Source organism: Bradyrhizobium sp. LVM 105, from assembly GCF_003957705.1.
In the GTDB taxonomy this organism is placed as follows: Bacteria; Pseudomonadota; Alphaproteobacteria; order Rhizobiales; family Xanthobacteraceae; genus Bradyrhizobium; species Bradyrhizobium frederickii.
Window position 1 is genome coordinate 300,479 of the sequence record NZ_QZMV01000003.1, and the last position, 24,117, is coordinate 324,595.

Consider the following 24,117-nt stretch of genomic DNA (forward strand, 5'->3'; position numbering starts at 1 on the left):
TCCAGCTGTTGCCTCGTCAGGATTGGCCGGTGGCCGGCCGCTGCGGCGAACCTTCGTAGGCGGCGACGATCCGCGCCACGAGTTCGTGGCGGATCACGTCCTCGGCCTTGAAATGAACTTGGGCAATGCCCTCGACGCCGTTCAACAGGCGGGTCGCTTCGGCGAGGCCCGAGGTCTGGCCGTTCGGCAGGTCGATCTGCGAAGGATCGCCTGTGACGATCATGCGGCTGTTCTCGCCGAGGCGGGTCAGGAACATCTTCATCTGCATCGACGTGGTGTTCTGCGCCTCGTCCAGGATGATGGCGGCGTTGGTGAGGGTGCGGCCGCGCATGAAGGCGAGCGGCGCGATCTCGATCTCGCCGGTCTGCAGCGCGCGCTCGACGATGCGCGCATCCATGAGGTCGTAGAGCGCATCGTAGATCGGGCGAAGATAAGGATCGACCTTCTCGCGGAGATCGCCGGGCAGGAAGCCGAGCCGCTCGCCGGCTTCCACCGCCGGGCGCGACAGGATGATCTTGTCGACCTCCTTGCGCTCGAACAGCTGCGCGGCATGCGCCACCGCGAGCCAGGTCTTGCCGGTGCCGGCCGGGCCGATGCCGAACACCAGCTCGTGGCGCTTCAGCGCGCGAATGTAGGAGTCCTGCGCGGCGGTGCGCGCGCGCACCGGGCGCTTGCGCAAGTTGATGCTGTCGAAGGCCGATTTGGCCGATTTGGCGTCGAACTCGAACAGCGAGCCCTGGGCGATCACGGCGCGGATCGCGCCTTCGACCTCGCCCTGGTCGAGATCCTGTCCCTTCACGGCTTGCGCGTAGAGCATCTCGAGCACGCGGCGTGCGGCGTCGCAGCCGTCGCGGGTACCGCCGATCGTGATGTGGTTGCCCTTGGAATCGACGACGACGCCGAGCCGCCGCTCGACCTGCGCCAGGTGCTGGCCGTAAGGGCCGACCAGCGCGGAAGCGGCGCGGTTGTCGTCGAAGTCGATGACGACCTGGGTCTCGGGCGGAACTTGCATGTCGCGGTCAAATTTGCGGCTGGGAGCGAACGAAGACGAATCCGATGCGCTTTTGGGCAAGGGTTCAGGCTCCACTGGCTTGCGATAAAGCGGTCTCGCGCGCGTTTCGCTGCGTCACGAGCTCGCCGAGAAAGCTGTAGCGTTCGAGGCTGTCGATGCGGACCGGCAGGATTTGTCCGATGATGTCGGGCGGGGCCATCACATGGGCGGGCTGAAGGAAGGCGGTGCGGCCGACGATCTGGCCCTCCTTGCGCGCCGGACGCTCGAACAGCACGTCGACCGTTGAGCCAATCGCAGCCTTGTTGAAGGCCGATTGCTGGCTATCGATCAGTTCCTGGAGCCGCTCCAATCGCTGGTCCATCTCGGCGGGGGACACCGTCTCCTGCATGTCCGCGGCCGGCGTTCCCGGCCGGGCGGAGTATTTGAACGAATAAGCCGCAGCGTAACCGATTTGCGTGACAAGCGCGAGGGTGGCGAGAAAATCTTGCTCGCTCTCGCCGGGGAAGCCGACGATGAAATCTGATGAAAAAGCAATGTCTTGGCGCGCGGTGCGGAAACGGTCGATGACCCCAAGGTAATCGGCGGCGGTATGTTTGCGGTTCATGGCCGCCAGAATCCGGTCCGAGCCCGACTGCACCGGCAGGTGCACGAACGGCATCAGGGCACCGAGATCGCGATGGGCCGCAATCAGGCTGTCGTCAACGTCGCGGGGATGGCTGGTCGAGTAGCGCAGCCGCGCGATGCCAGGAATGGTCGCAAGATGTTCGAGCAATCGGCCGAGCGGCCAGGTTTTTCCGTCAGGCCCCTCGCCGTGATAGGCGTTGACGTTCTGCCCGATCAGCGTGAGCTCGCGCACGCCGTTGTCGGCGAGCCGCTTCACGTCGTCGACGATCTTCGCGACAGGGCGCGAGACTTCCGAGCCCCGCGTATACGGCACGACGCAGAAGGTGCAGAATTTGTCGCAACCTTCCTGCACGGTGACGAAGGCCGAAATGCCGCGCGCCCGGATCGCATCGGGCCTGGGCTGGGCCAGGAAGCCGAACTTGTCGGCGGCCGGAAATTCGGTCTCGATCGCGCGGCCTTCGTTGCCGGCGCGCTTCAAGAGCTCCGGCAGATGATGATAGCTCTGCGGCCCCACCACGACGTCCACGACCGGCGCGCGGCGCACGATCTCCTCGCCCTCGGCCTGCGCCACGCAGCCGGCGACCGCGATCTGCATCGCGCGGCCGCCGCGCGCGGCCTCGTCCTTGGCGACGCGCAGGCGCCCGAGCTCGGAATAGACCTTCTCGGACGCCTTTTCGCGGATATGGCAGGTGTTGAGGATGACGAGATCGGCCTCCTCGGCGCTCGCGGTCTCCACGAATCCCTCCGGAGCCAGCGTGTCCACCATGCGCTGGGCATCGTAGACGTTCATCTGGCAGCCATATGATTTGATGTGCAGCTTGCGCGGCGGCGTCATGGAACCCGAAAATGGCGGTGGAGGACGCCCTTCAGATATAGGCTGGGGCGGCGAAAATCCAGCGAATGGGCCCTCCAGACCCGTCATTCCGGGGCGCGACGCAGTCGCGAACCCGGAATCCGGAGGTTTTAGCGCGAGATTCCGGGTTCGATGCTGTGCATCGCCCCGGAATGACAGCAATAATCAGCCCGCCAAAGCGTCTGCCTCGACCCGCCGGACCAGCTCGGGCAGCTGATGCATATCGGCAAAGAGCAGGTCGGCGCCGGCCTCGCGCAGCGTTTCGGCATAGCCGTCGCGGCAATGGCTGCCCCCGTAAAAGCCGAACACCGTCATGCCGGCGGCCCGGGTACCGGCTATCCCGGCCAAGCTGTCCTCGATCACGACGCAACGCTGGGGCGGCACGCCCATTTCCTTGGCCGCGAACAGGAACAGGTCCGGCGCAGGCTTGCCGTTCTTCACTTGCGAGGCCGAGAAGATATTCGGCGCGAGGCGCTCGTAGAGACCGGTGCTCCCGAGGCTCACGCGCATGCGCTGATGCGAGCCGCTCGATGCGACGCAGACGCGCTGGGTGACGACATCGAGCACGTCATGGATACCTCGGATCGCCTCGAGGTCGGCCTCGAACGCGCGGAACAGCTCGTCCTGGAGATCGCCGTGATAGGCCTCGGGCAGCTTGCGGCCGAGCTCGGTCTCGATCTCAAGATTGGCCTGTTTTGTCGAACGGCCGAGGAAGCGTTCGAACACCTGCTCGGACGTGATCGGATAGCCGTGCCGCGTCAGCACGTCGGCATGGGCGCGGCAGGAGATCACCTCGCTGTCCACGAGCACGCCGTCGCAATCGAAGATGATGAGATCGATGGACATCAGTTCGCGGTGAGGTTGAGACGACTGGTGCGGTGCGGACGCTGCCACCTCTCCCCGCCGGGGAGAGGTGAAGCGACGCCGCCGGTGTGCCGAATTCGCAAGGGCACTAACTGGTCGGCTTGTCGTCGTCGAGCGGGACGCAATAGAGTTCGAGCCGGTGGTCGACCAGCTTGTAGCCGAGCTTGCGGGCGATCTCCGCCTGCAGCTTCTCGATCTCTTCGGAGGTGAACTCGATCACCTTGCCGTCGCGCAGATTGATGAGGTGGTCGTGATGGCTGTCGCGCATCGTCTCGTAGCGCGCGCGGCCCTCGCGGAAGTCATGGCGCTCGATGATGCCGGCATCCTCGAACAGCTTGACGGTGCGATACACGGTCGAGATCGAGATCTTGTCGTCGACCGCGACGCAGCGCCGGTACAGTTCCTCGACATCGGGGTGGTCGATCGCTTCCGCAAGCACGCGGGCGATGACGCGGCGCTGCTCGGTCATGCGCATGCCGGTGGCGGCACAGCGCGCCTCGATGCCGGACGCCTTGGATGCGGAAGAAGGTTTCAGTGCGGTCATTGTTTGTCTGCCTGCCGGGGGCGCTTTCTGGCACCGATGTTACGACAAGTCACGTCGCATCAGAAGGGCGTTCAATTGTTCCCCGTTCGGTTGCTTATAGTAGCGTTCGCGGCGCCCGACCACCATGAATCCGCACCCGGCGTAGAGCCGCCGCGCCGGCTGGTTGTTTTCCTCGACTTCGAGAAATATTGTGCGGACGCCGCGCCCGGCGAGGTGGCCGAGATGGGTCATCAGCAGCATGCGGGAGAGGCCGCGGCCGCGATAGGCCTCGTCCACCGCGATCGAGAGGATCTCCGCTTCGTCCGCCCCGATCCGGGATACCGCGAAGCCGATGGTCCTGCGTCCCAGGCGCAAGCGGTGCACCAGCGTGTTGCGCTCATTGAGCATAGTCTCGAATTCGCCTTCGCCCCAGCCGTGCGCGAAGGAGGCGCCGTGAAGCTGCGCCAGCCGCGCGGCGTCGCGCATGGATGCGGGCTCGACGGCGGCGGTGCCGCCGCGCCACCATTGCGACAGCCATCTCATCATGAGGTTGCAGCTTGTGCTGCGAACGGCGGCTGTGCGGCGGGCTTTGCGTCGGGCGCCTTCAGGTAGAACGGCCGCGCCGGATTTGTCTCGGGGTCGGCCGCGGCGCCGAGCCATGCGACCCAGCCGATATCCGGCGCTGCTTGCGCGTCGACCGCGACCGGTTGCTCGCCATCTTTCGGCCAGCGCTCGGCGAGGATGTTCGCGGCATTGCCGACCAGATGCGGCGCGCCGAACTGCGAGGCTGCGATCGCCTCGTCGATGGCAGCGACGCGCGGCCGCACCAGCTGGCTGCCGTCGCCGGCGACGATCTGGAAATAGACATGGTCGTGGCGCGCGTCGATCGCGGAGATCACCGGTGCCGATTTGCTCTGGCCGACGATGGTGGCGGCGTAGGCCGACAAGGTGGTGAGGCCGATTGCCGGCCGCTCGGCCGCGAGCGCAAGGCCGCGCGCCGCCGAGATGCCGACGCGCAGGCCGGTAAAGCTTCCGGGACCGACAGTGACCGCGATGCGATCGAGCGCGGTGAAGGCGAGATTGGCCGATCGCATGACGCGCGCGATCATCGGCATCAAGGCTTCGGCGTGGCCGCGCTTCATCAGAAGCTGCTCCTGCGCAAGGAGCTCGGCCGCTTCGGTGTCGAGCACGGCGACGGAGCAGGCGTCGAGCGCAGTATCGATGGCGAGGATCAGCATGGAAAAGCGAATGGCGAGTGGCGAATGGCGAGTAGTCTAGCGGACCACACGCCCATCCGCCATTCGTCTCGCACGATTTGCAGGGCCCCCGATATGCCGCCTACGTCAACCGTCATTCCGGGATGGTGCGTTAGCACCAGACCCGGAATCTCGAGATTCCGGGTTCGGTCCTCCGGACCGCCCCGGAATGACGACTTCGTCGTCACATCGGCCGGACTTCGACCACGTCGGGCACGAAGTGCTTGAGCAGGTTCTGGATGCCGTGCTGGAGCGTTGCGGTCGATGACGGGCAGCCGGAGCAGGCGCCCTTCATGTTGAGATAGACGATGCCGTCCTTGAAGCCGCGGAAGGTGATGTCGCCGCCGTCATTGGCGACCGCCGGCCGCACGCGGGTCTCGATCAGATCCTTGATCATGTCGACCGTTTCGGCATCGGCCTCGTCGAAGAACTCGTCCTCGTCGTCGAGATCGGCATCCTCGGCAGCCGCGCCGTCTGCGAGCAGCGGCGCGCCGGACATGTAGTGCTCCATGATGGCACCGAGGATCGCGGGCTTGAGCTGCTGCCATTCACCGCTCGCCTTGGTCACGGTGATGAAATCCGATCCATAGAACACGCCGGTGACGCCGGGCACCTCGAACAGCCGTTCGGCCAGCGGCGAGCGCGTAGCGGCCTCGCGGCTCGAAAACTCCACCGGGTTGCCGTCGACGACGACGCGGCCGGGAATGAATTTCAGCGTGGCGGGATTGGGGGTGGCTTCGGTTTGAATGAACATGGTTTTCTCCAGACGTCGCCGGTTCAAGGCCGGCGCGTTGCCCTATCCACTAGCAGATGGCGATGGCGAACGCACGATCAAGGGGAAGGAATGGAGTTTCAAAGCAAGATCATTAGGTTAGCGCTCGCCCAAGAGTTCCTGCGCCGTCATGGCCGGGCTTGTCCCGGCCATCCACGCCTTGCCTGGTCCCGCGAAGAACGTGGATGCCCGGGCCTTCGCCGCGCCGAAGCGGCTACGGCCGCGCAGGCGGGACAAGCCCGGGCATGACGAGCCCCGATTGCCGCATGTCAGATCGAGGTACCTACGACAGCGAATCCACGCTCTGGTCGCTCAGCGCGCCGGAAATGATCGTCACGGGGATCGGGAACGTCCCCACCGCGTGCGCGAGCAACGCGACCAGCGGCCCTGGCCCCTCCGCGCCGGGATTGGCGGCGAGCACCAGCATGGCGATGTCGGGGTCCTCGTCGATCACGGCGAGCAATTGTTCCATCGGCGCGCCCTCGCGGATCACCCGCTCCGGGGTGATCGCGGCGATGCCATTGGCGCGGCCCGCGGCGCGGTCGAGCGCGGCTTCGGCGGCTTCCTGCGCCTCGGCCCGCATGATGTCGGCGACCCCCAGCCATTCCTGGCTCTGCTGTTCGGGCTCGACGATGCGCAGCATCACCACGCCGCCGCCGGCGCGAATCGCCCAGCGGCTGGCATAGTAGACCGCGCGATCCCATTCAGCGGTGTCGTCGACGACGACGAGGCATTTGGGCTTGTGACCCGGCTCGAAGCAAAGTCGCTTGCTGGTCATGCATGTCCCGGCGAGTGCATGGCGCGCATGCTGCCACACTCCCGCAAGCTTGGGGAGAGGAGATGCGGGTCGGCGCTCGGGCGCCGACCGCTTTCAGCGCCGGTGGATGAAGCCGACGATGTCCTTGGAGAGCTTCATGGTCTCGTCGGCGATCGCGCGGGCGCGGTCGGAGCCTTCGTTCAGGATCGCGTCGATATGGCCGGGGTCGGCGACGAGGCGCTTCATCTCGCCTGCGATCGGCGCCAGCTTGGTCACGCACAGCTCCGCCAGCGCGTTCTTGAAGCTGGAGAACTGGCCGCCGCCGAAATCGCGCAGCACGTCGGCCTTGGAGCGGTCGGACAGCGCGGCGAAGATGCCGACGAGATTGTCGGCCTCGGGGCGGGCTTCGAGACCCTTTTCCTCGGTCGGCAGCGGCTCCGGATCGGTCTTCGCCTTGCGGATCTTCTGCGCGATGGTGTCGGCGTCGTCAGTCAGATTGATGCGCGAATTGTCCGAGGCATCCGACTTCGACATCTTCTTGGTGCCGTCGCGCAGGCTCATCACGCGCGTCGCCGGGCCCGTGATCAGGGGTTCCGGCAGCGGGAAGAACAGGCCGTCATTGGCGCCCTGCGCGCGGATGGAATCGCCGAAGTCGTTGTTGAACTTCTGCGCGATGTCGCGCGAGAGCTCCAGATGCTGCTTCTGGTCCTCGCCGACCGGAACGTGGGTGGCCCGGTAGAGCAGGATGTCGGCCGCCATCAGCACGGGATAATCGAACAGCCCGACCGATGCGTTCTCGCGGTCCTTGCCGGCCTTCTCCTTGAACTGGGTCATGCGGCCGAGCCAGCCCATGCGCGCGACGCAGTTGAAGATCCAGGCGAGCTCGGCATGGCCGGAGACCTGGCTCTGGTTGAACACGATGTGCTTCTTGGGATCGATGCCGGCTGCAATGAACGCCGCTGTGACCTCGCGGGTGTTGCGCGTGAGCTCGGCCGGGCCGCCCCAGACGTCGATGCCTTGCGTGATCGCGTGCATGTCGACGACGCAATAGATGCAGCTGTGGGTTTCCTGCATCTTCACGAAATTGACGATCGCGCCGAGATAGTTGCCGAGGTGCAGATTGCCCGTCGGCTGGACGCCCGAAAAGACCCGTTCAACGAATGGCATGGTCAGCCTTCCCATAGGTATTCGGCCGTCGTTTCCAACAGCGGCGCTGCCCCGTCAAGGGTATTTCGATAGCTCGCGGTCTAGGCGGACCGTTTCAATGCATTCACCGCCTCGCGCCAGGAGGCGGCACCGAGGATCTGCAGCAGCACGCCATAGACGGCGATGCCGGCCCCGATCTGCAGGCCCAGCACGACGAAGCGGACGAGGCCGTGGGCCTCTGAGGGCACGAGGTCCGTGGTCAGCCAGAGCAGGGCGCCCATCGCGGCCGCGGCGAGCACGATCCGCGGCAGCCGGTTGCGGGCCGCCGCATCCACCGAGAAGCCGAACTCGGCCGCACCTTTCCGGAGCAGCGAGAGCGCGCTGCTCCAGGCGCCGGCCGCGATGCTCGCTGCAATTCCGCTCGCGCCGAAAAAATGGCCGAGCAGCACGGCAAGCACGACAGCGACCGCAAAACCTTTGGCGGTGGCGAGAAGCGGCGTCATCGTGTCGCTGCGGGCATAGAAGGCCGGCGACAGGGCCTTGATCAGCACGTGGGCCGGCAGGCCCAGCGCCAGCCACATCAGCGCTCGCGCGGTCGCCATGCTGTCCTCAGTGCCGAAGGCGCCATGCTCGAACAGCAGCCGCACGATCGGCTCGGCCAGCACGATCAGGCCGAGCGTCGCCGGCAGCGCCAGCCCGGCCGCCAGCTCCAGCGCGCGCGATTCGGCATGCACCACCGCCTCCCGGTCGGAGCTGGCGACGGCGCGCGTCAGCTCCGGCACCAGCACGGTGCCCATGGCGACGCCGACGATGCCGAGCGGCAGCTCGATCAGCCGATTGGCGAAATAGAGCCAGGACACCGCGGACGGCGTCGCGGATGCGATGATCGCGCCGGCCACCATCAGCCATTGCGGCCCGGAGCTTGCGATCATGCCGGGGACGGCCTTGGCGAAGAAAGCGCGCATCTCGTTGTCGAAGCTGAGGCGCAGCGGCATCGCGAGGCGTGCGCTTCGCTGCGACAGCAGCATCAAGAGTTGCAGCAGCCCGGCGATGCCGACGGTAGCCGCCAGCAGCCAGGCGGCGACGCGCGCGTCGGCATGCCAAACGAGCAGCATCGCGATCGCAGCGATCAGTGCGATGTTGAACAGCAGCGGCGAGAAGGCCGTGAGGGCGAAGCGACCCTGCGCGTTCAGCAGGCCCATCAGCACCGTGACGGGTCCGGCGAAGGCGAGATAAGGCAGCATCAGCCGCGCGTTGGCTACGGCCAGATCGAGCGTCGCACTGCCGAGAAAGCCGGGCGCGATCACCGTGATGATCAGCGGCATCGCCAGCGCGATCACGATCGAGATCGCGACCAGGGCCGCGCTGACCGTGCCGAGCACGCGTCCGGCGAAGGCGGAAGCGGCTTTCGTGCCATCGCGGTCGCGGACGCGCAGCCAGGCCGGGATCAGCGCCGCGTTCAGCGCCCCCTCGCTGAGCAGCCGGCGCACCACGTTGACGAGCTGGAATGCCGCCAGGAACGCGTCCGCCACGGCGCCGGTGCCCAACAGGGCGGCAATCATGGAATCGCGGGCAAAACCCAGCAGCCGCGAGGCCAGTGTTCCCGTCGAGACGGTCAGGAAGGAGCGGATCATTGCTCTTTATTCATCCCGTTGCTTGCTCGCGCACGGCCGGGCGTGATAGGCCGCAAGCCGGATTTCAGGCTGACAGGAAGCGGATTTCCGCAGGGATCGCAATCCGCCAAACAGGATCAAGGTGAATGGCTGACGTGAAATATGACGTTCTCGGCATCGGCAACGCGCTGTTCGACGTGCTGGTCAGGACCGACGAGGCCTTTCTGGCCAAGCACGGCATGACCAAGGGCAGCATGTCCCTGATCGACGAGGCGCGGGCGGCGGCCATCTACAAGGACATGGGGCCGGCCACGGAAGTCTCCGGCGGCTCGGCGGCCAACACCATCGTCGGCATCGGCAGCCTGGGGGCACGCGCCGCCTATGTCGGCAAGGTCAAGGACGACCAGATCGGCAAGCTCTATGTCCACGACATCCGCGCTGCCGGCGTCGCCTTCAACACGCCCGCCGCGGCGGACGGCCCCGCCACCGGCTGCTCCTACATCCTGGTCACCGATGACGGCGAGCGCACCATGAACACCTATCTCGGCGCGGCGCAGGACCTGTCGCCCGCCGACATCGATCCGGCCGAGATCGCCGGCGCTGCAATCGTCTATCTCGAGGGTTATCTCTGGGACCCCAAGAACGCCAAGGACGCCTTCGTCAAGGCGGCCAAGATCGCCCACGATGCCAAGCGCAAGGTGGCGCTGACGCTGTCGGATTCGTTCTGCGTCGACCGCTATCGCGACGAGTTTGTCTCATTGATGCGCAACGGTACCGTCGACATCGTGTTCGCCAACGAGTCCGAGCTGCATTCGCTCTACATGACCTCCGACTTCGACACCGCGCTGAAGCAGCTGCGCAACGACGTCAATCTCGGCGTGGTCACCCGCAGCGAGAAGGGCTGCATGGTGGTCTCGTCTGAAGATGCCGTCGCCGCGCCGGCCTTCCCGGTCGACAAGGTGGTCGACACCACCGGCGCCGGCGATCTGTTCGCTGCCGGCTTCCTGTTCGGCCTGGCGCGCAATCTCGCCTACAAGCAGTGCGGCGAGCTCGGCGCACTCGCCGCCGCCGAAGTGATCCAGCACATCGGCGCCCGTCCGCTGGTGTCGCTGAAGGAGCTGGCCGGCCAGCGCGGGCTGACGGGTTAGGGCGCGTCTCTTTCCCCGTCATTGCGAGCTCATTCTCCGCTGTCGTCGCCCGGCTTGCCGCCTTCGCTGAAGCTTCGGCGTGCCGAGCGCTCGTGTGGGCCTCGGCGTAGCCTTAGCGGAGCCGGGACCGGGCGACCCAGTATTCCAGAGGCGTCAGTGGTTCAGCCGGGAAGCCGCGGCGTACTGGATTCCCTGCTTTCGCGGGGAATGACAGCGTGATTGGGGAGGCAGCGCAAACCCCTCACGCCGTCTTCGCCGCCTTCAATCCCAGCCGCTGCTCCACCGCATCGCGCATCACGAATTTCTGGATCTTGCCAGTCACCGTCATCGGAAACTCGTCGACGAACTCGACGTAGCGCGGGATCTTGTTGTGGGCGATCTGACCGTCGCAAAAGGCGCGCACCTCCTCGGCCGTTAGCGTCTCGCCCGGCCTGACCCGGATCCAGGCGCAGAGCTCCTCGCCGTAGCGGGTGTCCGCCACGCCGAAGATCTGCACGTCCTGGATCTTGGGGTGGCGATACAGAAACTCCTCGATCTCGCGCGGATAGAGGTTCTCGCCGCCGCGGATCACCAGATCCTTGATACGGCCCACGATGTTGCAATAGCCCTCGTCGTCGATGGTGGCGAGATCACCGGTGTGCATCCAGCCATTGGCGTCGAGCACGTCGGCGGTCTTTTCCTTTTCCTCCCAATAGCCCAGCATGACGCTGTAGCCGCGGGTGCAGAGCTCGCCGCGTTCGCCCCGCTTGACGATCCTGCCTTCGAGATCGACGACCTTGACCTCGACATGCGGGTGAATGCGGCCGACGGTGGAGACGCGCCGCTCGAGCGGATCGTCGGTTGCGCTCTGGAAGCTGACCGGGCTGGTCTCGGTCATGCCATAGGCGATGGTGACCTCGCGCATGTTCATCTCGGTGTTGACGCGCTTCATCACCTCGATAGGGCAGGGCGCGCCGGCCATGATGCCGGTGCGCAGTGATTTCAAATTGAACGTCTTGAACTCGGGGTGATCGAGCTCGGCGATGAACATGGTCGGCACGCCGTACAGCGCGGTGCATTTCTCCTGTTCGACCGCGCGCAGCGTCGCGAGCGGATCAAAGCCCTCGCCCGGGTAAACCATGGTGGCGCCGAGCGTGACCGAGGCAAGGTTGCCCATCACCATGCCGAAGCAATGATAGAGCGGCACCGGAATGCAGATGCGATCCTGTTCGGTCAGGCGCATCGCGCGTCCCGTGAAATAGCCGTTGTTGAGGATGTTGTGGTGGGTCAGCGTCACGCCTTTCGGTGATCCCGTGGTGCCGCTGGTGAATTGGATGTTGACGGGGTCGTCGAATTGCAGCGCGGCGCCGAGCTTGGCAAGCCGTTCGCGATGCGCGGCCCCGCCCATCCCCGCGACCTCGTCGAACGGGATCGTGCCTGAGGCCGCCGGGCCGCCGATCTGGATCACCATCCGCAAGGCCGGCAATCGCGCCGCTTGCAATTGTCCGGGCGTGGCACCCGCCAGCTCCGGCAGTAGCGTGTTGAGCATCTCGATGTAATTGCTGGTCTTGAACGCGGTGGCGGTGACGATCGCCGCGCAGCCGACCTTCTTGAGCGCGAATTCAAGTTCGCTGAGGCGGTAGGCAGGATTGATCGTCACCAGGATCAGGCCGGCCTTGGCGGCGGCGAACTGGGTCAGCGTCCATTCTGGCCGGTTCAGCGACCAGATGCCGATCCGCTCGCCGCGTTCGAGCCCGAGCGCGAGAAAGCCCGCGGCGAGCGCGTCGACCCGCTCGGCGAATTCTCTCCAGGTCCATCTGACGCCGTGGCTGGGCGAGACCAGCGCCTCGCGGTTGCCCCAGCGCCGTACCGCACGGTCGAGGCTGCGACCGATGGTGTCGCCGAGCAGCGGCGTGTCCGAGATGCCGCAAACGTAACTGTCCGCTTTGTCAGCCAAATTGTCAGCCAAGCCGAAATCCTCCCGTCAAAATACCCAGCATAGTCTCTCAGTCGTCATGCCCGGGCTTGACCCGCCTGCGCGGCCGAAGCCGCTTCGGCGCGGCGAAGGCCCGGGCATCCACGTCTTTGTGCCTGCGGCTGCACGTGGATGGCCGCGACAAGCCCGGCCATGACGGGTGGTGAGAGCCGTTCTCACGCCGCCTTCTGCCCGCTGCCCGCATCGAGCCCGGCATAAACCCCGCGCTCGAATCCCGCGAACGCCTCCAGGCATTTCGCATCGGCGAACGGCAGCAGCTGCATCAGGATCACGCCGGTGACGTCGCGCGCAGGATCAATCCAGTAATAGGTGTTGGCGAGGCCCGCCCAGGCGAGGCTGCCGGCGCTGCGGCCTTCGGCCGTCTTGGCGGTGTTGATCATGAAGCTGAGGCCCCACTTCTTCACCTGCTCCGGATAGAGATCGACGTCGTTGGTGTACATCGGCGCCGATGTCGTCATCTTGGTCATGGCGAGTTCGCCGATGTGGTTCTGCGCCATCGTCGCAACGGTCTCGGCCTTCAACACCTGGTTGCCGTTGCCGCGTCCCTTGTTGAGGATCATCTGGGTGAACTTGATGTAGTCGGCCGCGGTCGAATAGAGGCCGCCGCCACCCATGTGGAATTCCGGCTCCTGCTCGAGCTCGAACGGAATCGATGCGAGCTGGCCGTCCTCGCCGCGCGCATGCATGCCGACGAGGCGCTTGCGCATGCTCTCGGTGATCTTGAACGCCGTGTCGCTCATGCCGAGCGGGTTGAACAAATTGTCGCGCAAGTAAGCGTCCAGTCGCTTGCCGCTGACGGCTTCCACCGCCTTGCCGACGAAATCGATGTTGGTGCCGTACTCCCAGCGCGTGCCGGGATCGGTCATGATCGGGGTCTTCAGCGCCGCGTTCTGGCAGGTGGTGATGGCGGGAATGCCGTGCTTGTCCAGATAGACCGCGAGATCGCCGTTCCACATATTGTAGCAGAAGCCGGCGGTGTGGGTCATGAGCTGGCGCAGCGTGATCGGCCGCTTGGCCGGCCGCAGCTTCGCCTCACCCTTGGCATCGAAGCCTTCAAGCACCTGCGGATTGGCGAGATCCGGCAATACCTCACCGATCGGCGCATCCAGCGACAGCTTGCCCTGCTCGACCAGCTGCATTGCGCCTGCAGTCGTCACCGCCTTCGTCATCGAGGCGATCCAGAACACGCTGTCGGCGGTCATCGGATCGGGCTTGGACAGGTCGCGCTTGCCGAACGCGCCCTGATACAGCACGTCCTTACCGCTCGCGGCGATCGCGACGACGCCGGGAATCTCCCTGGCCTCGCTCTTCTGACGCAGAATCTCATCGATCTCAGCTTTGCTTTGCATGGCGTTTCCTCGGATTTGATTATTGTTGGTAGCAACCGATTGTCCTCCCGCACGCTCCGCGCGGCAAGCGTGTCGGGATGCCCGCGGCGGTCGCGATGTCGTGACTTGACGGTCCGTGCTCCACGCAGGACGACAGGGGGCTGAACGCACACCCCGGCACAATCTTCGGTGGATGGCCGCACGTCGCAGTGACCGCGGATGGGCTCAGGCGATATGTTTCACCTGTTTGAAGCACTTGAAACATTTTGTGCGTTGCGGCGTTTCGGCTCGCGGCCAATCGGCCGGCGACGTTAAGACTTGATGCAAATTGGCGGCCCTGAAGCGGCCGCGAGGGGACCTCAGATGATTTCGACCTGGAGCGAATGGAAGCGCTATCCCCGTCCCGGACGGGGTGACAATTTGGAGGCGCCGATCTCGCCCGGCATTTACGAGGTCCGTCTCGCCGGCACCGGCGCGCTCTATTCCTTCGGCGCAGTCGACAATCTGGCGCAATCCCTGGCGCTGCTGCCGGTCGGCTCGAAGTCGTGGTTCGGACGTCGCAACGCGTCGGACGTGCCCGATCTCGAGTACCGGACCTGCGCGACCTCCTCGAAGGCCGACGCCAAGGCCGCGGCCGAGCGCATGATCGGCCGGCGCGAAACCTATATGAGCGGCGCGGCCTGATCCTCTCCGCGGCAGCGGTGTCACACCTTTCCCGGAGGGAGAGGTGAAGGGCCCGCGCTCCCAGCTTAATTGCCATCAGATGTGCGTTGCGGGGCGGTGCATCGGGCACCGCTTGCCCCTATATTCCGGGCCAATCCGATCGCCCTCAGGGAGTACGCCATGACACCGACCGCCGCCGCACGCGCCCCGCAAGCCACCGCCACCCTGCGCGACCGGTTGAAGGACCCCGCGCTCCTGAAGGAGGCGTGCTACATCGACGGCGCCTGGGTCGGCACGCCGATGTTCGCCGTCAACAATCCCGCGACCGGTGTCGAGCTGGCGAAGGTCCCGCAGCTCGGCGCGGACGAGACCACCAAGGCGGTTGAGGCCGCTCAGCGCGCCTTTCCGGGCTGGGCCAAGCACACCGCCAAGCAGCGCTCCAACATCCTGCGCAAATGGTTCGAGCTGATCGTCGCCAACCGCGAGGACCTCGCGCTGATCCTCACCTCGGAGCAGGGCAAGCCGCTCTCGGAGGCGCTCGGCGAGGTCGATATCGGCGCTGCCTATATCGAATTCTTCGCCGAGGAGGCGAGGCGCGTCTATGGCGAGACCATTCCGACGCAGCGGCCCGATGCGCGGCTGCTCGCGATCAAGCAGCCGATCGGCGTCTGCGGCGCCATCACGCCGTGGAATTTCCCGAACTCGATGATCACCCGTAAAGTCTCGCCGGCGCTCGCCGCCGGCTGCACCGTGGTGCTCAAGCCCGCCAACGAGACGCCGCTGTCGGCGCTGGCGCTGGCCGTGCTGGCCGAGAAGGCCGGCATCCCCAAGGGTGTGCTCAACATCGTCACCGGCGATGCGCCGCCGATCGGCAAGGTGTTGTGCGAGCATCCGGCGGTGCGCTTCGTCGGCTTCACCGGCTCGACCGCGGTCGGCAAGATCCTCTACCAGCAGGCTTCCGTCGGCGTGAAGCGGCTCGGCCTCGAGCTCGGCGGCAACGCACCCTTCGTGGTGTTCGACGACGCCGACATCGACGCCGCGGTGGAGGGCGCGATCGTCTCGAAATACCGCAACATGGGCCAGACCTGCGTCTGCGCCAACCGCATCTACGCCCAGGACAAGATCTACGACGAGTTCGTGAAGAAGCTGTCGGCAAAGGTCGCGGCGATGAAGATCGGCGATGGCACCGAGAGCGGTGTCACGCAGGGCCCGCTGATCAACATGAAGGCGGTCGACAAGGTCGAGCGCCACATCGCCGACGCCGTGAAGCGCGGCGCCAAGGTCGTGACCGGCGGCAAGCGCAGCGAGCTCGGCCGCTCGTTCTTCGAGCCGACGGTGCTCGCCGACGTCAAGCCGGATTCACTGGTGTCGCAGGAGGAAACCTTCGGTCCGCTCGCGGCGGTGATCCGCTTCAAGGACGAGGCCGACGTCATCGCGATGTGCAACGCCTCGCCGTTCGGCCTGGCCTCGTATTTCTACTCCCGCGATATCGGCCGCGTCTGGCGCGTCGCCGAAGCGCTGGAGTCGGGCATGGTCGGCGTCAACACCGGCCTGATCACCACCGAAGTCGCGCCCTTCGGCGGCGTCAAGGAAAGCGGCCTCGGCCGTGAAGGCTCCCGTCACGGCATGGAAGAATATGTCGAGATCAAATACGTGATGATGGCGGGAGTGTGAGACCGCCGTTCTCTCTCCACGTCATTGCGAGCGAAGCGAAGCAATCCAGAATCTTTCCGCACAGCCAGACTGGATTGCTTCGTCGCAAGAGCTCCTCGCAATGACGGAGCGCGCGGCGGCACCCGGGCCTAGATCTTCAGCTCCGTTCCGGTCACGCGCCGATACGCTTCCAGATACCGCTTGCTCGTCGCTTCCACCACGCTCGCCGGCAACGGCGGCGGCGGGGCGTCGCCGTTCCAACGGCCGGCACGGCGCTCGACGTCGAGATAGTCGCGCAAGGGTTGCTTGTCGAAGCTCGCCTGCGGCTGGCCGGGCTTGTAGGAATCGACCGCCCAGAAGCGCGAGGAATCCGGCGTCATGACTTCGTCGATCAGGATGATGCGGCCGTCCTTGTCGCGGCCGAACTCGAACTTGGTGTCGGCGATGATGATGCCCTGCTCGCGCGCCAGCTCCTCGCCCAGCGTGTAGATCGCGCGCGTCATGCTTTCCAGCGTGTAGGCGACCTCGTCGCCGACCACCGCGCGCATCTTCGCGATGGTGATGTTCTCGTCGTGGCCGGTCTCGGCCTTGGTCGCCGGACTGAAGATCGCCGGCTCCAGCTTCTCGCTCTCGACCAGGCCGGCTTTCAGCTTCTCGCCGGCGAGCGTGCCGCTGGCCGCGTACTCCTTCCAGGCCGAGCCCGAGAGATAACCGCGGATCACGCATTCGATCGGGAATACGGTGGTGCGCTTGCAGAGCATGGCGCGGCCGAGGATCTCGGCGCGGTGCGGTTTCAGCGCCGGCACGGCCGCGATGATCTCGTCGGTGTCGGCGCTGATCATGTGATGCGGCACCACGCCCTCGAGCTCGTTGAACCAGAACGCGCTGATCTGCGTCAGCACCGCGCCCTTCATCGGGATAGTCTCGCCCATCACCACGTCGAAGGCGCTGATGCGGTCGGTGGTGACGAGCAGCAGGCGGTCGTCGTCGACGGCGTAGATATCGCGCACCTTGCCGCGTCCGATCTTGGTCAGGGGCAGGTCGCTGGAGAGCATGGTGGACATCGTTATGGCTTTCGCAGGCAGGGCCTTCAGGCAATGAATCGGCCGCGCCGGATGGCGCAGCCAGAAACCCGATTAGCCTATTCCGGCAGCGGAATGAACTCGTGTTCCTGCGGAACTGCGGCGAAGCGGCCGGTTTTCCAGTCCTGCTTGGCCTGCTCGATCCGCTCCTTGCTGGAGGAGACGAAATTCCACCAGATATGGCGCGGGCCTTCCAGCGCATCGCCGCCGAGAAACATCATCCGCGTCGCCTTGAGCGCCTTCACGGTGATGCGGTCGCCGGGGCGGAAGATCAGGAGCCGCGGCCCCTCATAGCGCTCGTTCGCGATCTCGACCTCGCCATCGACGACATAGATCGCGCGCTCCTCGTGGTCGGGGTCGAGCGGCACGCTGGCGCCTTCCGCGGCCGTGACCTCGGTGTAGAACCAGGGCGAGACCATCGACACTGGCGAGGCAATGCCGAAGGCGGAGCCCGCGATCACGCGTGCAGTGAAATCGCGTTCCGAGATCATGGGCAGATCGCCCGCGCCGTAGTGCTGGAACGACGGCGCGATCTCCTCCGACCCGGCCGGCAGCGCGATCCAGCTCTGCAGGCCCAGCATCCTCTGGCCCGAGGCGCGCTGCGCATCCGGCGTGCGTTCGGAATGCGCGATGCCCCGTCCGGCGGTCATCAGGTTCATCGCGCCGGGCGCGATCTCCTGGACATTGCCCTCGCTGTCGCGATGCATGATCGCGCCGTCGAACAGGTAAGTGACGGTGGCAAGCCCGATATGCGGATGCGGCCGCACATCCATGCCCTTGCCGGAGACGAACTGCACCGGCCCAAAATGGTCGAAGAAGATGAACGGCCCGACCATCTGCCGCTTGCCGTGCGGCAGCGCGCGCCGGACGGCGAAGCCGTCGCCGAGATCGCGCGTGCGCGGCACGATGACGAGATCGAGCGCATCGCAGGACATGGGATCGCCGAGAACGGGATCGTTCGAGGGTTGCCAGCTCATGGTGGACTCCTTTTTGACCTTCTTGGACGCGAGCCTAGCAGGAATCTGCAGCGTCGTCGCGACAAAGCCCGGACAAGACGTCGTGTCGCAATGAGGCCTTATACTCCGCTGTCATCGCCCGCGAAGGCGGGCGATCCAGTACGCCGCAGCCTCTCGATTCATCACTGCTGTCTCGGATTACTGGATCGCCCGGTCAAGCCGGGCGATGACAGCGCTGGAGGTGGCTCTAGGCGTGGCATGCGGATGGTCCTTGAAAAACCTGGCACAACCAACGATGTTTGGCGGCCTTCAACTGCGACCGATCGCACCACCCGATGACCCTTGCCGCAACCGAGCTCGCCTTTCGCGCCGCCAGCGTCGCGCTGCTGCTGGTGCTGGCGGCGTCATTGCTCTCCGACTTCCGCAACGTGCTCGCGGCCCGGCTCGGTGCGGCCTTCGCGCTCGGCTCGGCCGCGCATGCGGCGAGCTATTCGGTCGGCGTCACGTCGCTGATCCCGCTATGGCACGCGCCGCTGATCGCGCTGTCGACCGGCAACATCGTGGTATTCTGGTTGTTCACGCGGGCGCTGTTCGACGATGAATTCCGCCTGCGCAGGTGGCACGGATTGGTCTGGGCGCTGGTGACGGCCTTCAGCTTCGCGGGCTGCGTCTGGATCGCGCCAGGCGGCCACGCGCGGTTCTCCGTGACCGCAGTCAATCTGCTCGTGCTCGGTTTCATCGCGCTTGCGATCGGGCAGACGATCGCCTCGTGGCCGGCTGATCTGGTCGAGCGCCGCCGGCGCGTTCGCGTCTTCATCGTCTGCGCAGCCGCGCTCTATGGCGGGTTGAATGCGGTTCTCCAGATTGCCGTCGCCGGCAGCGAGGTCGGCGCTGTCGCCGACACGATCAATACGGGCGTGCTTGCCTGCGTCGTCGCGGCCATTGCCTGTGCGATGATGCGCGTCGATGGCGCCGATCTGTTTCCGGCGTCGGCGGCCGCGCCGGCGATTCTGGCCCGGCCCGCACCGGTCGATGATTCCGCCGACCAGAAGCTGATCGATGCCCTGATGCGGCTGATGGCGGACGAGCGGGTCTATCGCCAGGAGAATATCACCATCGGCGTGTTGGCAGGGCGGCTGAAGATCCCGGAATACCGGCTGCGCCGGCTGATCAATCAGCGGCTCGGCTACCGCAACTTCAATGTGTTCCTGAACAATCACCGCATCGAGGAGGCCAAGGCCGCGCTCGCCGATCCCGCCCAGGCCGAGGTCCCCGTGATCACCATCGCCATGGACACCGGCTTCCAGTCGCTCGGCCCGTTCAACCGCGCCTTCAAGGCGGTCACGGGCGTGACGCCGACGGAATATCGGCGGCTGAAAGTAAATGCGGTCTGATTCATAGGTTATTGCAATATCGAAGTAATTTCAGAATCGGCGAGCCGCGATACAGTTCCCGGCAGGCCATTTTCCAAATCCGGCGAGCGCGCCTCAGCCGGCTCCGGCTTCCTCCCTGCATGCCCCCAAGCCGGAGAGAAAGCCTGTGACCCGCCGCCGCAAGATCGTCCTCCTCGCCGCCACCATCGCCGCTGCCGGTATCGCGCTCGGCGCCGCGCGGGCCCGCGATGTCCCGAAGGTCGCCACCGGCTTCGTCGCCGACATCCTCTGCGCGGAGACGTTCCTCTCCGGCCTCGATCCGGAGCGCAACTTTGCCGAGACCAACGATGCCATGCCCGGGACCGGCCTGATCACCTGGGCGATGGACTACCGGGTCGACCGCGTCCGCAGGGATGTCACGGTGACGTTGTTCGGCATCGGCCGCAGCCACGCCGTCTATCGCGAGGGGCTCGGCTGCACGCTCGACCATGGCGCGGGGATTGCCCCCGTCGAGCCGCCCGCGACCGACAGGCAGCCCGCGCTGCTGCCCGAGATCGCCGGCCCAGCGATCGTGCCGCCGCAAAGCCCCGCGCTTGCCGCCGCGCTCGACCGCGCCTTCACCGAGCCCGTGCAGCCGCCTTACCGGCGCACCCGCGCTTTGGTCGTGATGAAGTCGGGCCGCGTCATCGCGGAGCGTTACGCGGACGGCATTGGACCGGAGACGCCGCTGCTCGGCTTTTCCATGACGAAATCGGTGATCTCGGCCCTGATCGGCGTGCTGGTGCGCCAGGGCAAGCTGAAGCTCGACGGGCCCGCGCCGGTCGCGGCCTGGAAAGATCCCGATGATCCGCGCCACGCCATCACGGTCGATCAGCTGCTGCGCCACACCGCCGGCCTTGCGCTCGGCAGCTCGCTGCAAGCCTCGCTCGGCTCCGCCTTCGAGCCGGTCAACCGGATGAAGTTCGTGGAGTCCGACATGGCCGCCTATGCGGCGAGCATTCCGCTCGAGACCGCGCCAGGTACGGCGTGGAATTATCACGACGGCAACCTTCTCATCCTCTCGCATCTGATCCGCGATGCGGCCGGCGGCACAGCGCAAGGCGCGCTCCGCTTTGCGCGCCGCGAATTGTTCGCGCCGCTCGGCATGCGCCAAGTCACGCTCCAGCTCGATGGCTCGGGCACGATCGAAGGGTCGAGCGAGATGCTCGCATCCGCGCGCGACTGGGCGCGCTTCGGCCAGCTCTATCTCAATGACGGCGTCGCCGGAGGCAAACGCATCTTGCCGGAAGGCTGGGTGAATTATTCGGCGACGGCCACGCCAAATGCGTGGGTCGGCATCGGTGCCGGCTTCTGGACCAACCAGGGCGACAGCTTTGGTGCGAACTTCCGCGGCACCCATGGCTGGCCGCGCGATGCCTTCTTCGCCAAGGGCACGATCGGGCAATACACCATCGTGATCCCGTCGGAGCAGCTGGTGATCGTGCGGCTCGGCCGCTCGCCGAACGCGCCGCCGGAAGCGGACGGCGTGTTCGACCTCGTGCGCGATGTGGTGGCGGCAACACGCGAGAAGGGGAAACTGGCGGGGGTGGATTGAGGGGAGCGGGCCGCGCCGCTTCTTACCCTCCCCTGGAGGGGGAGGGTCGATCGCGCGAAGCGCGAGCGGGGTGGGCTGATCTCTCATCACGGGCACTGTTCGTTGCGGAGAGACCGTCACCCCACCCCGCCACGCATTCCGCTTCGCTCCATGCGTAGCGACCCACGGGCGAGCTACGCTCGTCCCGGACCCCTCCAGGGGAGGGTAAGTGAAGCCCGGCGACGAACCTGCCTACCTCCCCAATTCCGTCGCCTGTGCGACGCGGTCGAAACGCTCCAGCGTCATGATCGCGTCCGCGAATTTCTCCGCGCGCGCGTTCAGCACGGGGCGCGCCAGCGTCAGGAACTTCTGCTGCATCGCCTGCGTATCCGGGAACGAGGTCGGCTCGCCCGAGGGATCCGCATAGAGCCGCTCGTGCACACCGTCGTCGGTGGTGATGCTGACGCGGGCGCCGAACGGATGGGTGCGGCCGATCTCGAGCCGGTCGTCCTGCACCACGTCGAACTTGTCGGCGAGGGCGTCGATCGCGGCATCGCCCAGGCGGTTGTAATCGTCCCAGCCGAACGAGCCTTGGTCGAGCGCAAGCGCGCCGGTGAAGAACATCGAGAACTGGCCGCCGACGATCGAGCGCGGATGCCGCTTGGTCGCGGCATCGCCGGTCAAGGTGATGCCGTTGCGATGCAGGCCGACCTCGACGCGCTTGACCTGGTCGGGCGTCAGATTGTGCTCGCGCCGCATCGCGATCAGCGCGTCGATCGCGGCATGCGTATAGCGGCAGCTCGGATAAGGTTTCACGCCGATCTTCATGGTCTCATAGGTCTTGCCGAGCTCGGCGACCGCCTTGTCCGGATGCGCGGCGTCGGTGTAGCCGGCGAGCAGGCCGTGCTTGCCCTCGACCGATTCCGTCGCGCCCACGAAATCGTTGCGCGCCAGCGTCGCGGCGATCACGCCGTTCATCGCGGCCGCGCCGACCTGGTAGCGCTTGTTCCAGGCGCCGTTGACCAGGAATTGCAGCGAGCCCGCGGCCTGGCTGCCGGAGACGCCGAAGGCGGAGACGAGCTGCTTCTCGCTGAGGCCGAACAGTTTTCCGGCCGCCGCGGCGGCGCCGTAGGTGCCGGCGGTCGCAGTCGGGTGGAAGCCGCGCGCATAGTGCGAGGTCGGGTCGAGCGCGTTGCCGAGCCGGCAGCAGACTTCATAGCCCGCGACGATCGCGGTCAGCACGTCGCGGCCCGACGCGCCGACCATCTCGCCGACGGCGAAGGCGGCCGGGACCACCGGCGCGCTCGGATGCAGCGAGGAATCGGCGTGGGTGTCGTCGAAATCGAGGGAATGGCCGAGCGCGCCGTTGAGCAGCGCCGCGACCGCCGGCGTCCAGGTCTTGCTGTCGCCGAACACGGTGGATTCGCCCTTGGTGTCGAGTGCCAGCGCTTCCAGCATTTTCAGCATCGACGGGGTCGATTCCGCCTCGCGCCGTGCCCGGATCGCGCTGCCGAGGAAGTCCAGCGTCAGCACTTTGGCGCGATCCAGCACCTCCGCCGGAATATCCTGGTATTTCAGATTGAAGACATAGGCGGCGAGCGTTGCGGTTTCGTGAGCCATCGTGTTTCCTCGTTTTGGCGCGCAAGTTAGGCGGGCTGATTTGGCCTTTCAAGCGGCCTTGCGGCCGCGGGCATCAGCCATGCTTTTGCTTGGCTCAAGAGGATCGGGATATTCCGTATGACGCGCGCAAGGCAGCTGCTCGACCGGATCAGGTCGCGGCGAACGCAACTGGGCTTGGCGATCCGGGTCACCGTCGCCGCGACCGCGGCCTATGCGCTCGCCACCGCGTTGCATCTGTTGCTGCCGCTCTGGGCGGTGCTGACCTCGCTGATCGTGACCCAGATGAGCGTCGGCCGCTCGCTGAAGGCGACGCGCGACTACATGCTCGGCACCATCGGCGGCGCGATCTATGGCGGCGCCATCGCGATCCTGATCCCCTATTCCAGCGAGGCGGGGCTGTTGGGGCTCCTGGTGCTCTCGGTCGCCCCGCTCGCCTTCATCGCCGCGATCAATCCCAGCCTCAGCGCTGCCACGGTGACGGCCGTGATCGTGCTGCTGGTCCCGACCATGCATCATTCCGATCCCTTGACCTCGGCGATCGACCGCGTCAGCGAGGTCGGGGTCGGCGCGGTCACGGGATTGCTGGTGTCGTTCCTGGTGCTGCCCTCGCGCGCGGTGCGTCAGATCCGTGCCGCGGCGGCACAATTGCTCGAGCTGATTGCGGACGCCTTCACCGAGCTGCTCGCGGGCCTCACTCGCGGCCGCGACAACGACGCGCTGCACCGGATCCAGGACGGCATCGGCACGGCGATGGTCAATCTGAATGCGATCGGCGCCGAAGCCGAGCGCGAGCGCGCCGCACGGCTGTCGAGCGGGCCTGACACCGGCCCGCTGCTGCGCACCGTCCTGCGGCTGCGCCATGACGTCGTGATGATCGGCCGCGCCACCGTGGTGCCGCTGCCGGTCGAGGTGCAGATGCGGTTAGCTGCTCCGCTGACGGAGGTGTCGACCGCGATCGCCCGCTTCCTGCGTTCGGCAGCCAGCGCCTTGCGCGAAGGCGCCGGCGCGCCGCCGATCAATCCCGTCCACGTTGCGCTCCAGCACTATTCCGAAGCGGTTGCCGCCGTACGCCAGGACGGCCTGATCCGCGGCCACGCCAGCGACACCGCCGAACGCTTCTTCGCGCTCGGCTTCTCGCTGGAGCAGATGCATCAGAATCTCTGCGATCTCGACCGCGTCGTCGGCGAATGGTCGGAAATCGCAACCGACAAGTCGGTGCGTGTGGCGGAGTGAGTCGGCGTCATCGTAAACGCCGGTTTCGGCAGCGATGCATACGTCGCACAGTTCAGTCGTGATCGCTGCCTGCGTGCTCTGACGCGGCACGCG

General features: G+C 66.1%; 21 protein-coding genes. 6 read left to right on the forward strand and 15 right to left on the reverse strand.

Features of this window, described 5'->3' with window-relative positions; genetic code table 11:
* Positions 1–16: 16 nt before the first annotated feature.
* The 10 genes from D6B98_RS11040 to murJ form a co-directional block, all read right to left on the reverse strand.
* On the reverse strand, positions 17–1,012 hold the full coding sequence (locus D6B98_RS11040; protein WP_126257015.1) for a PhoH family protein: 996 nt from the start codon (positions 1,010–1,012) through the stop codon (positions 17–19).
* 64 nt (positions 1,013–1,076) lie between these two features.
* Positions 1,077–2,471 carry a tRNA (N6-isopentenyl adenosine(37)-C2)-methylthiotransferase MiaB gene (gene miaB, locus D6B98_RS11045; RefSeq protein ID WP_126257016.1) on the reverse strand — a complete coding sequence of 465 codons (1,395 nt, stop codon included), beginning with the start codon at positions 2,469–2,471 and terminating at the stop codon, positions 1,077–1,079.
* Positions 2,472–2,654: 183 nt separating this feature from the next.
* A complete protein-coding gene (locus tag D6B98_RS11050; RefSeq protein WP_126257017.1) occupies positions 2,655–3,335 on the reverse strand; it encodes an HAD family hydrolase in 681 nt (226 codons plus the stop codon).
* A gap of 106 nt (positions 3,336–3,441) precedes the next feature.
* Positions 3,442–3,897: a Fur family transcriptional regulator gene (locus tag D6B98_RS11055; RefSeq protein WP_126257018.1), complete on the reverse strand. Its 456-nt coding sequence runs from the start codon at positions 3,895–3,897 to the stop codon at positions 3,442–3,444.
* Between the two features lie 39 nt (positions 3,898–3,936).
* Positions 3,937–4,422 (reverse strand): ribosomal protein S18-alanine N-acetyltransferase, encoded by a 486-nt coding sequence (rimI, locus tag D6B98_RS11060; protein ID WP_126257019.1) that lies wholly within the window; start codon positions 4,420–4,422, stop codon positions 3,937–3,939.
* Positions 4,419–5,114 carry a tRNA (adenosine(37)-N6)-threonylcarbamoyltransferase complex dimerization subunit type 1 TsaB gene (gene tsaB / locus D6B98_RS11065; RefSeq protein ID WP_126257020.1) on the reverse strand — a complete coding sequence of 232 codons (696 nt, stop codon included), beginning with the start codon at positions 5,112–5,114 and terminating at the stop codon, positions 4,419–4,421. Before tsaB ends, rimI begins: the two co-directional genes overlap by 4 nt.
* 202 nt (positions 5,115–5,316) lie before the next feature.
* Positions 5,317–5,886 (reverse strand): NifU family protein, encoded by a 570-nt coding sequence (locus D6B98_RS11070; RefSeq protein WP_126257021.1) that lies wholly within the window; start codon positions 5,884–5,886, stop codon positions 5,317–5,319.
* A gap of 301 nt (positions 5,887–6,187) precedes the next feature.
* Positions 6,188–6,682: a universal stress protein gene (locus D6B98_RS11075; protein WP_164718524.1), complete on the reverse strand. Its 495-nt coding sequence runs from the start codon at positions 6,680–6,682 to the stop codon at positions 6,188–6,190.
* Between the two features lie 93 nt (positions 6,683–6,775).
* The gene (gene trpS / locus D6B98_RS11080; protein WP_126257023.1) at positions 6,776–7,828 is read right to left on the reverse strand and encodes a tryptophan--tRNA ligase; all 1,053 of its coding nucleotides are present in this window, start codon (positions 7,826–7,828) and stop codon (positions 6,776–6,778) included.
* An 80-nt stretch (positions 7,829–7,908) separates the two neighbouring features.
* On the reverse strand, positions 7,909–9,441 hold the full coding sequence (gene murJ / locus D6B98_RS11085) for a murein biosynthesis integral membrane protein MurJ (protein ID WP_126257024.1): 1,533 nt from the start codon (positions 9,439–9,441) through the stop codon (positions 7,909–7,911).
* 125 nt (positions 9,442–9,566) lie between these two features.
* Here murJ and D6B98_RS11090 point away from each other — a divergent pair, with 125 nt between their 5' ends.
* A complete protein-coding gene (locus tag D6B98_RS11090; RefSeq protein WP_126257025.1) occupies positions 9,567–10,568 on the forward strand; it encodes an adenosine kinase in 1,002 nt (333 codons plus the stop codon).
* A 241-nt stretch (positions 10,569–10,809) separates the two neighbouring features.
* Here the strand turns inward: D6B98_RS11090 and D6B98_RS11095 are convergent, their stop codons facing one another.
* Positions 10,810–12,504 (reverse strand): AMP-binding protein, encoded by a 1,695-nt coding sequence (locus tag D6B98_RS11095; RefSeq protein ID WP_126257288.1) that lies wholly within the window; start codon positions 12,502–12,504, stop codon positions 10,810–10,812.
* A 194-nt stretch (positions 12,505–12,698) separates the two neighbouring features.
* Positions 12,699–13,892: a serine hydrolase domain-containing protein gene (locus D6B98_RS11100; RefSeq protein ID WP_126257026.1), complete on the reverse strand. Its 1,194-nt coding sequence runs from the start codon at positions 13,890–13,892 to the stop codon at positions 12,699–12,701.
* 342 nt (positions 13,893–14,234) lie between these two features.
* On the opposite strand from D6B98_RS11100, the gene D6B98_RS11105 reads away from it, so the two are divergent.
* Both D6B98_RS11105 and D6B98_RS11110 read left to right on the forward strand, forming a co-directional pair.
* Entirely contained in the window at positions 14,235–14,555 is a 321-nt protein-coding gene (locus D6B98_RS11105) for a hypothetical protein (protein WP_126257027.1), read from the forward strand.
* Between the two features lie 159 nt (positions 14,556–14,714).
* Entirely contained in the window at positions 14,715–16,208 is a 1,494-nt protein-coding gene (locus D6B98_RS11110) for an NAD-dependent succinate-semialdehyde dehydrogenase (protein WP_126257028.1), read from the forward strand.
* A 128-nt stretch (positions 16,209–16,336) separates the two neighbouring features.
* Here D6B98_RS11110 and D6B98_RS11115 read toward each other — a convergent pair whose 3' ends face one another.
* Together D6B98_RS11115 and D6B98_RS11120 are read right to left on the reverse strand one after the other, a co-directional pair.
* Positions 16,337–17,251 carry a phosphoribosylaminoimidazolesuccinocarboxamide synthase gene (locus tag D6B98_RS11115; RefSeq protein ID WP_126257029.1) on the reverse strand — a complete coding sequence of 305 codons (915 nt, stop codon included), beginning with the start codon at positions 17,249–17,251 and terminating at the stop codon, positions 16,337–16,339.
* Positions 17,252–17,328: 77 nt separating this feature from the next.
* A complete protein-coding gene (locus tag D6B98_RS11120) occupies positions 17,329–18,246 on the reverse strand; it encodes a pirin family protein (RefSeq protein WP_126257030.1) in 918 nt (305 codons plus the stop codon).
* 314 nt (positions 18,247–18,560) lie between these two features.
* Here D6B98_RS11120 and D6B98_RS11125 point away from each other — a divergent pair, with 314 nt between their 5' ends.
* Positions 18,561–19,619 carry an AraC family transcriptional regulator gene (locus tag D6B98_RS11125; protein ID WP_126257031.1) on the forward strand — a complete coding sequence of 353 codons (1,059 nt, stop codon included), beginning with the start codon at positions 18,561–18,563 and terminating at the stop codon, positions 19,617–19,619.
* Positions 19,620–19,764: 145 nt separating this feature from the next.
* Positions 19,765–21,192: a serine hydrolase domain-containing protein gene (locus D6B98_RS11130; protein WP_126257032.1), complete on the forward strand. Its 1,428-nt coding sequence runs from the start codon at positions 19,765–19,767 to the stop codon at positions 21,190–21,192.
* A gap of 231 nt (positions 21,193–21,423) precedes the next feature.
* Here D6B98_RS11130 and D6B98_RS11135 read toward each other — a convergent pair whose 3' ends face one another.
* Positions 21,424–22,791 (reverse strand): MmgE/PrpD family protein, encoded by a 1,368-nt coding sequence (locus D6B98_RS11135; RefSeq protein ID WP_126257033.1) that lies wholly within the window; start codon positions 22,789–22,791, stop codon positions 21,424–21,426.
* A 117-nt stretch (positions 22,792–22,908) separates the two neighbouring features.
* On the opposite strand from D6B98_RS11135, the gene D6B98_RS11140 reads away from it, so the two are divergent.
* Entirely contained in the window at positions 22,909–24,024 is a 1,116-nt protein-coding gene (locus tag D6B98_RS11140; RefSeq protein WP_126257034.1) for an FUSC family protein, read from the forward strand.
* Positions 24,025–24,117 lie beyond the last annotated feature (93 nt).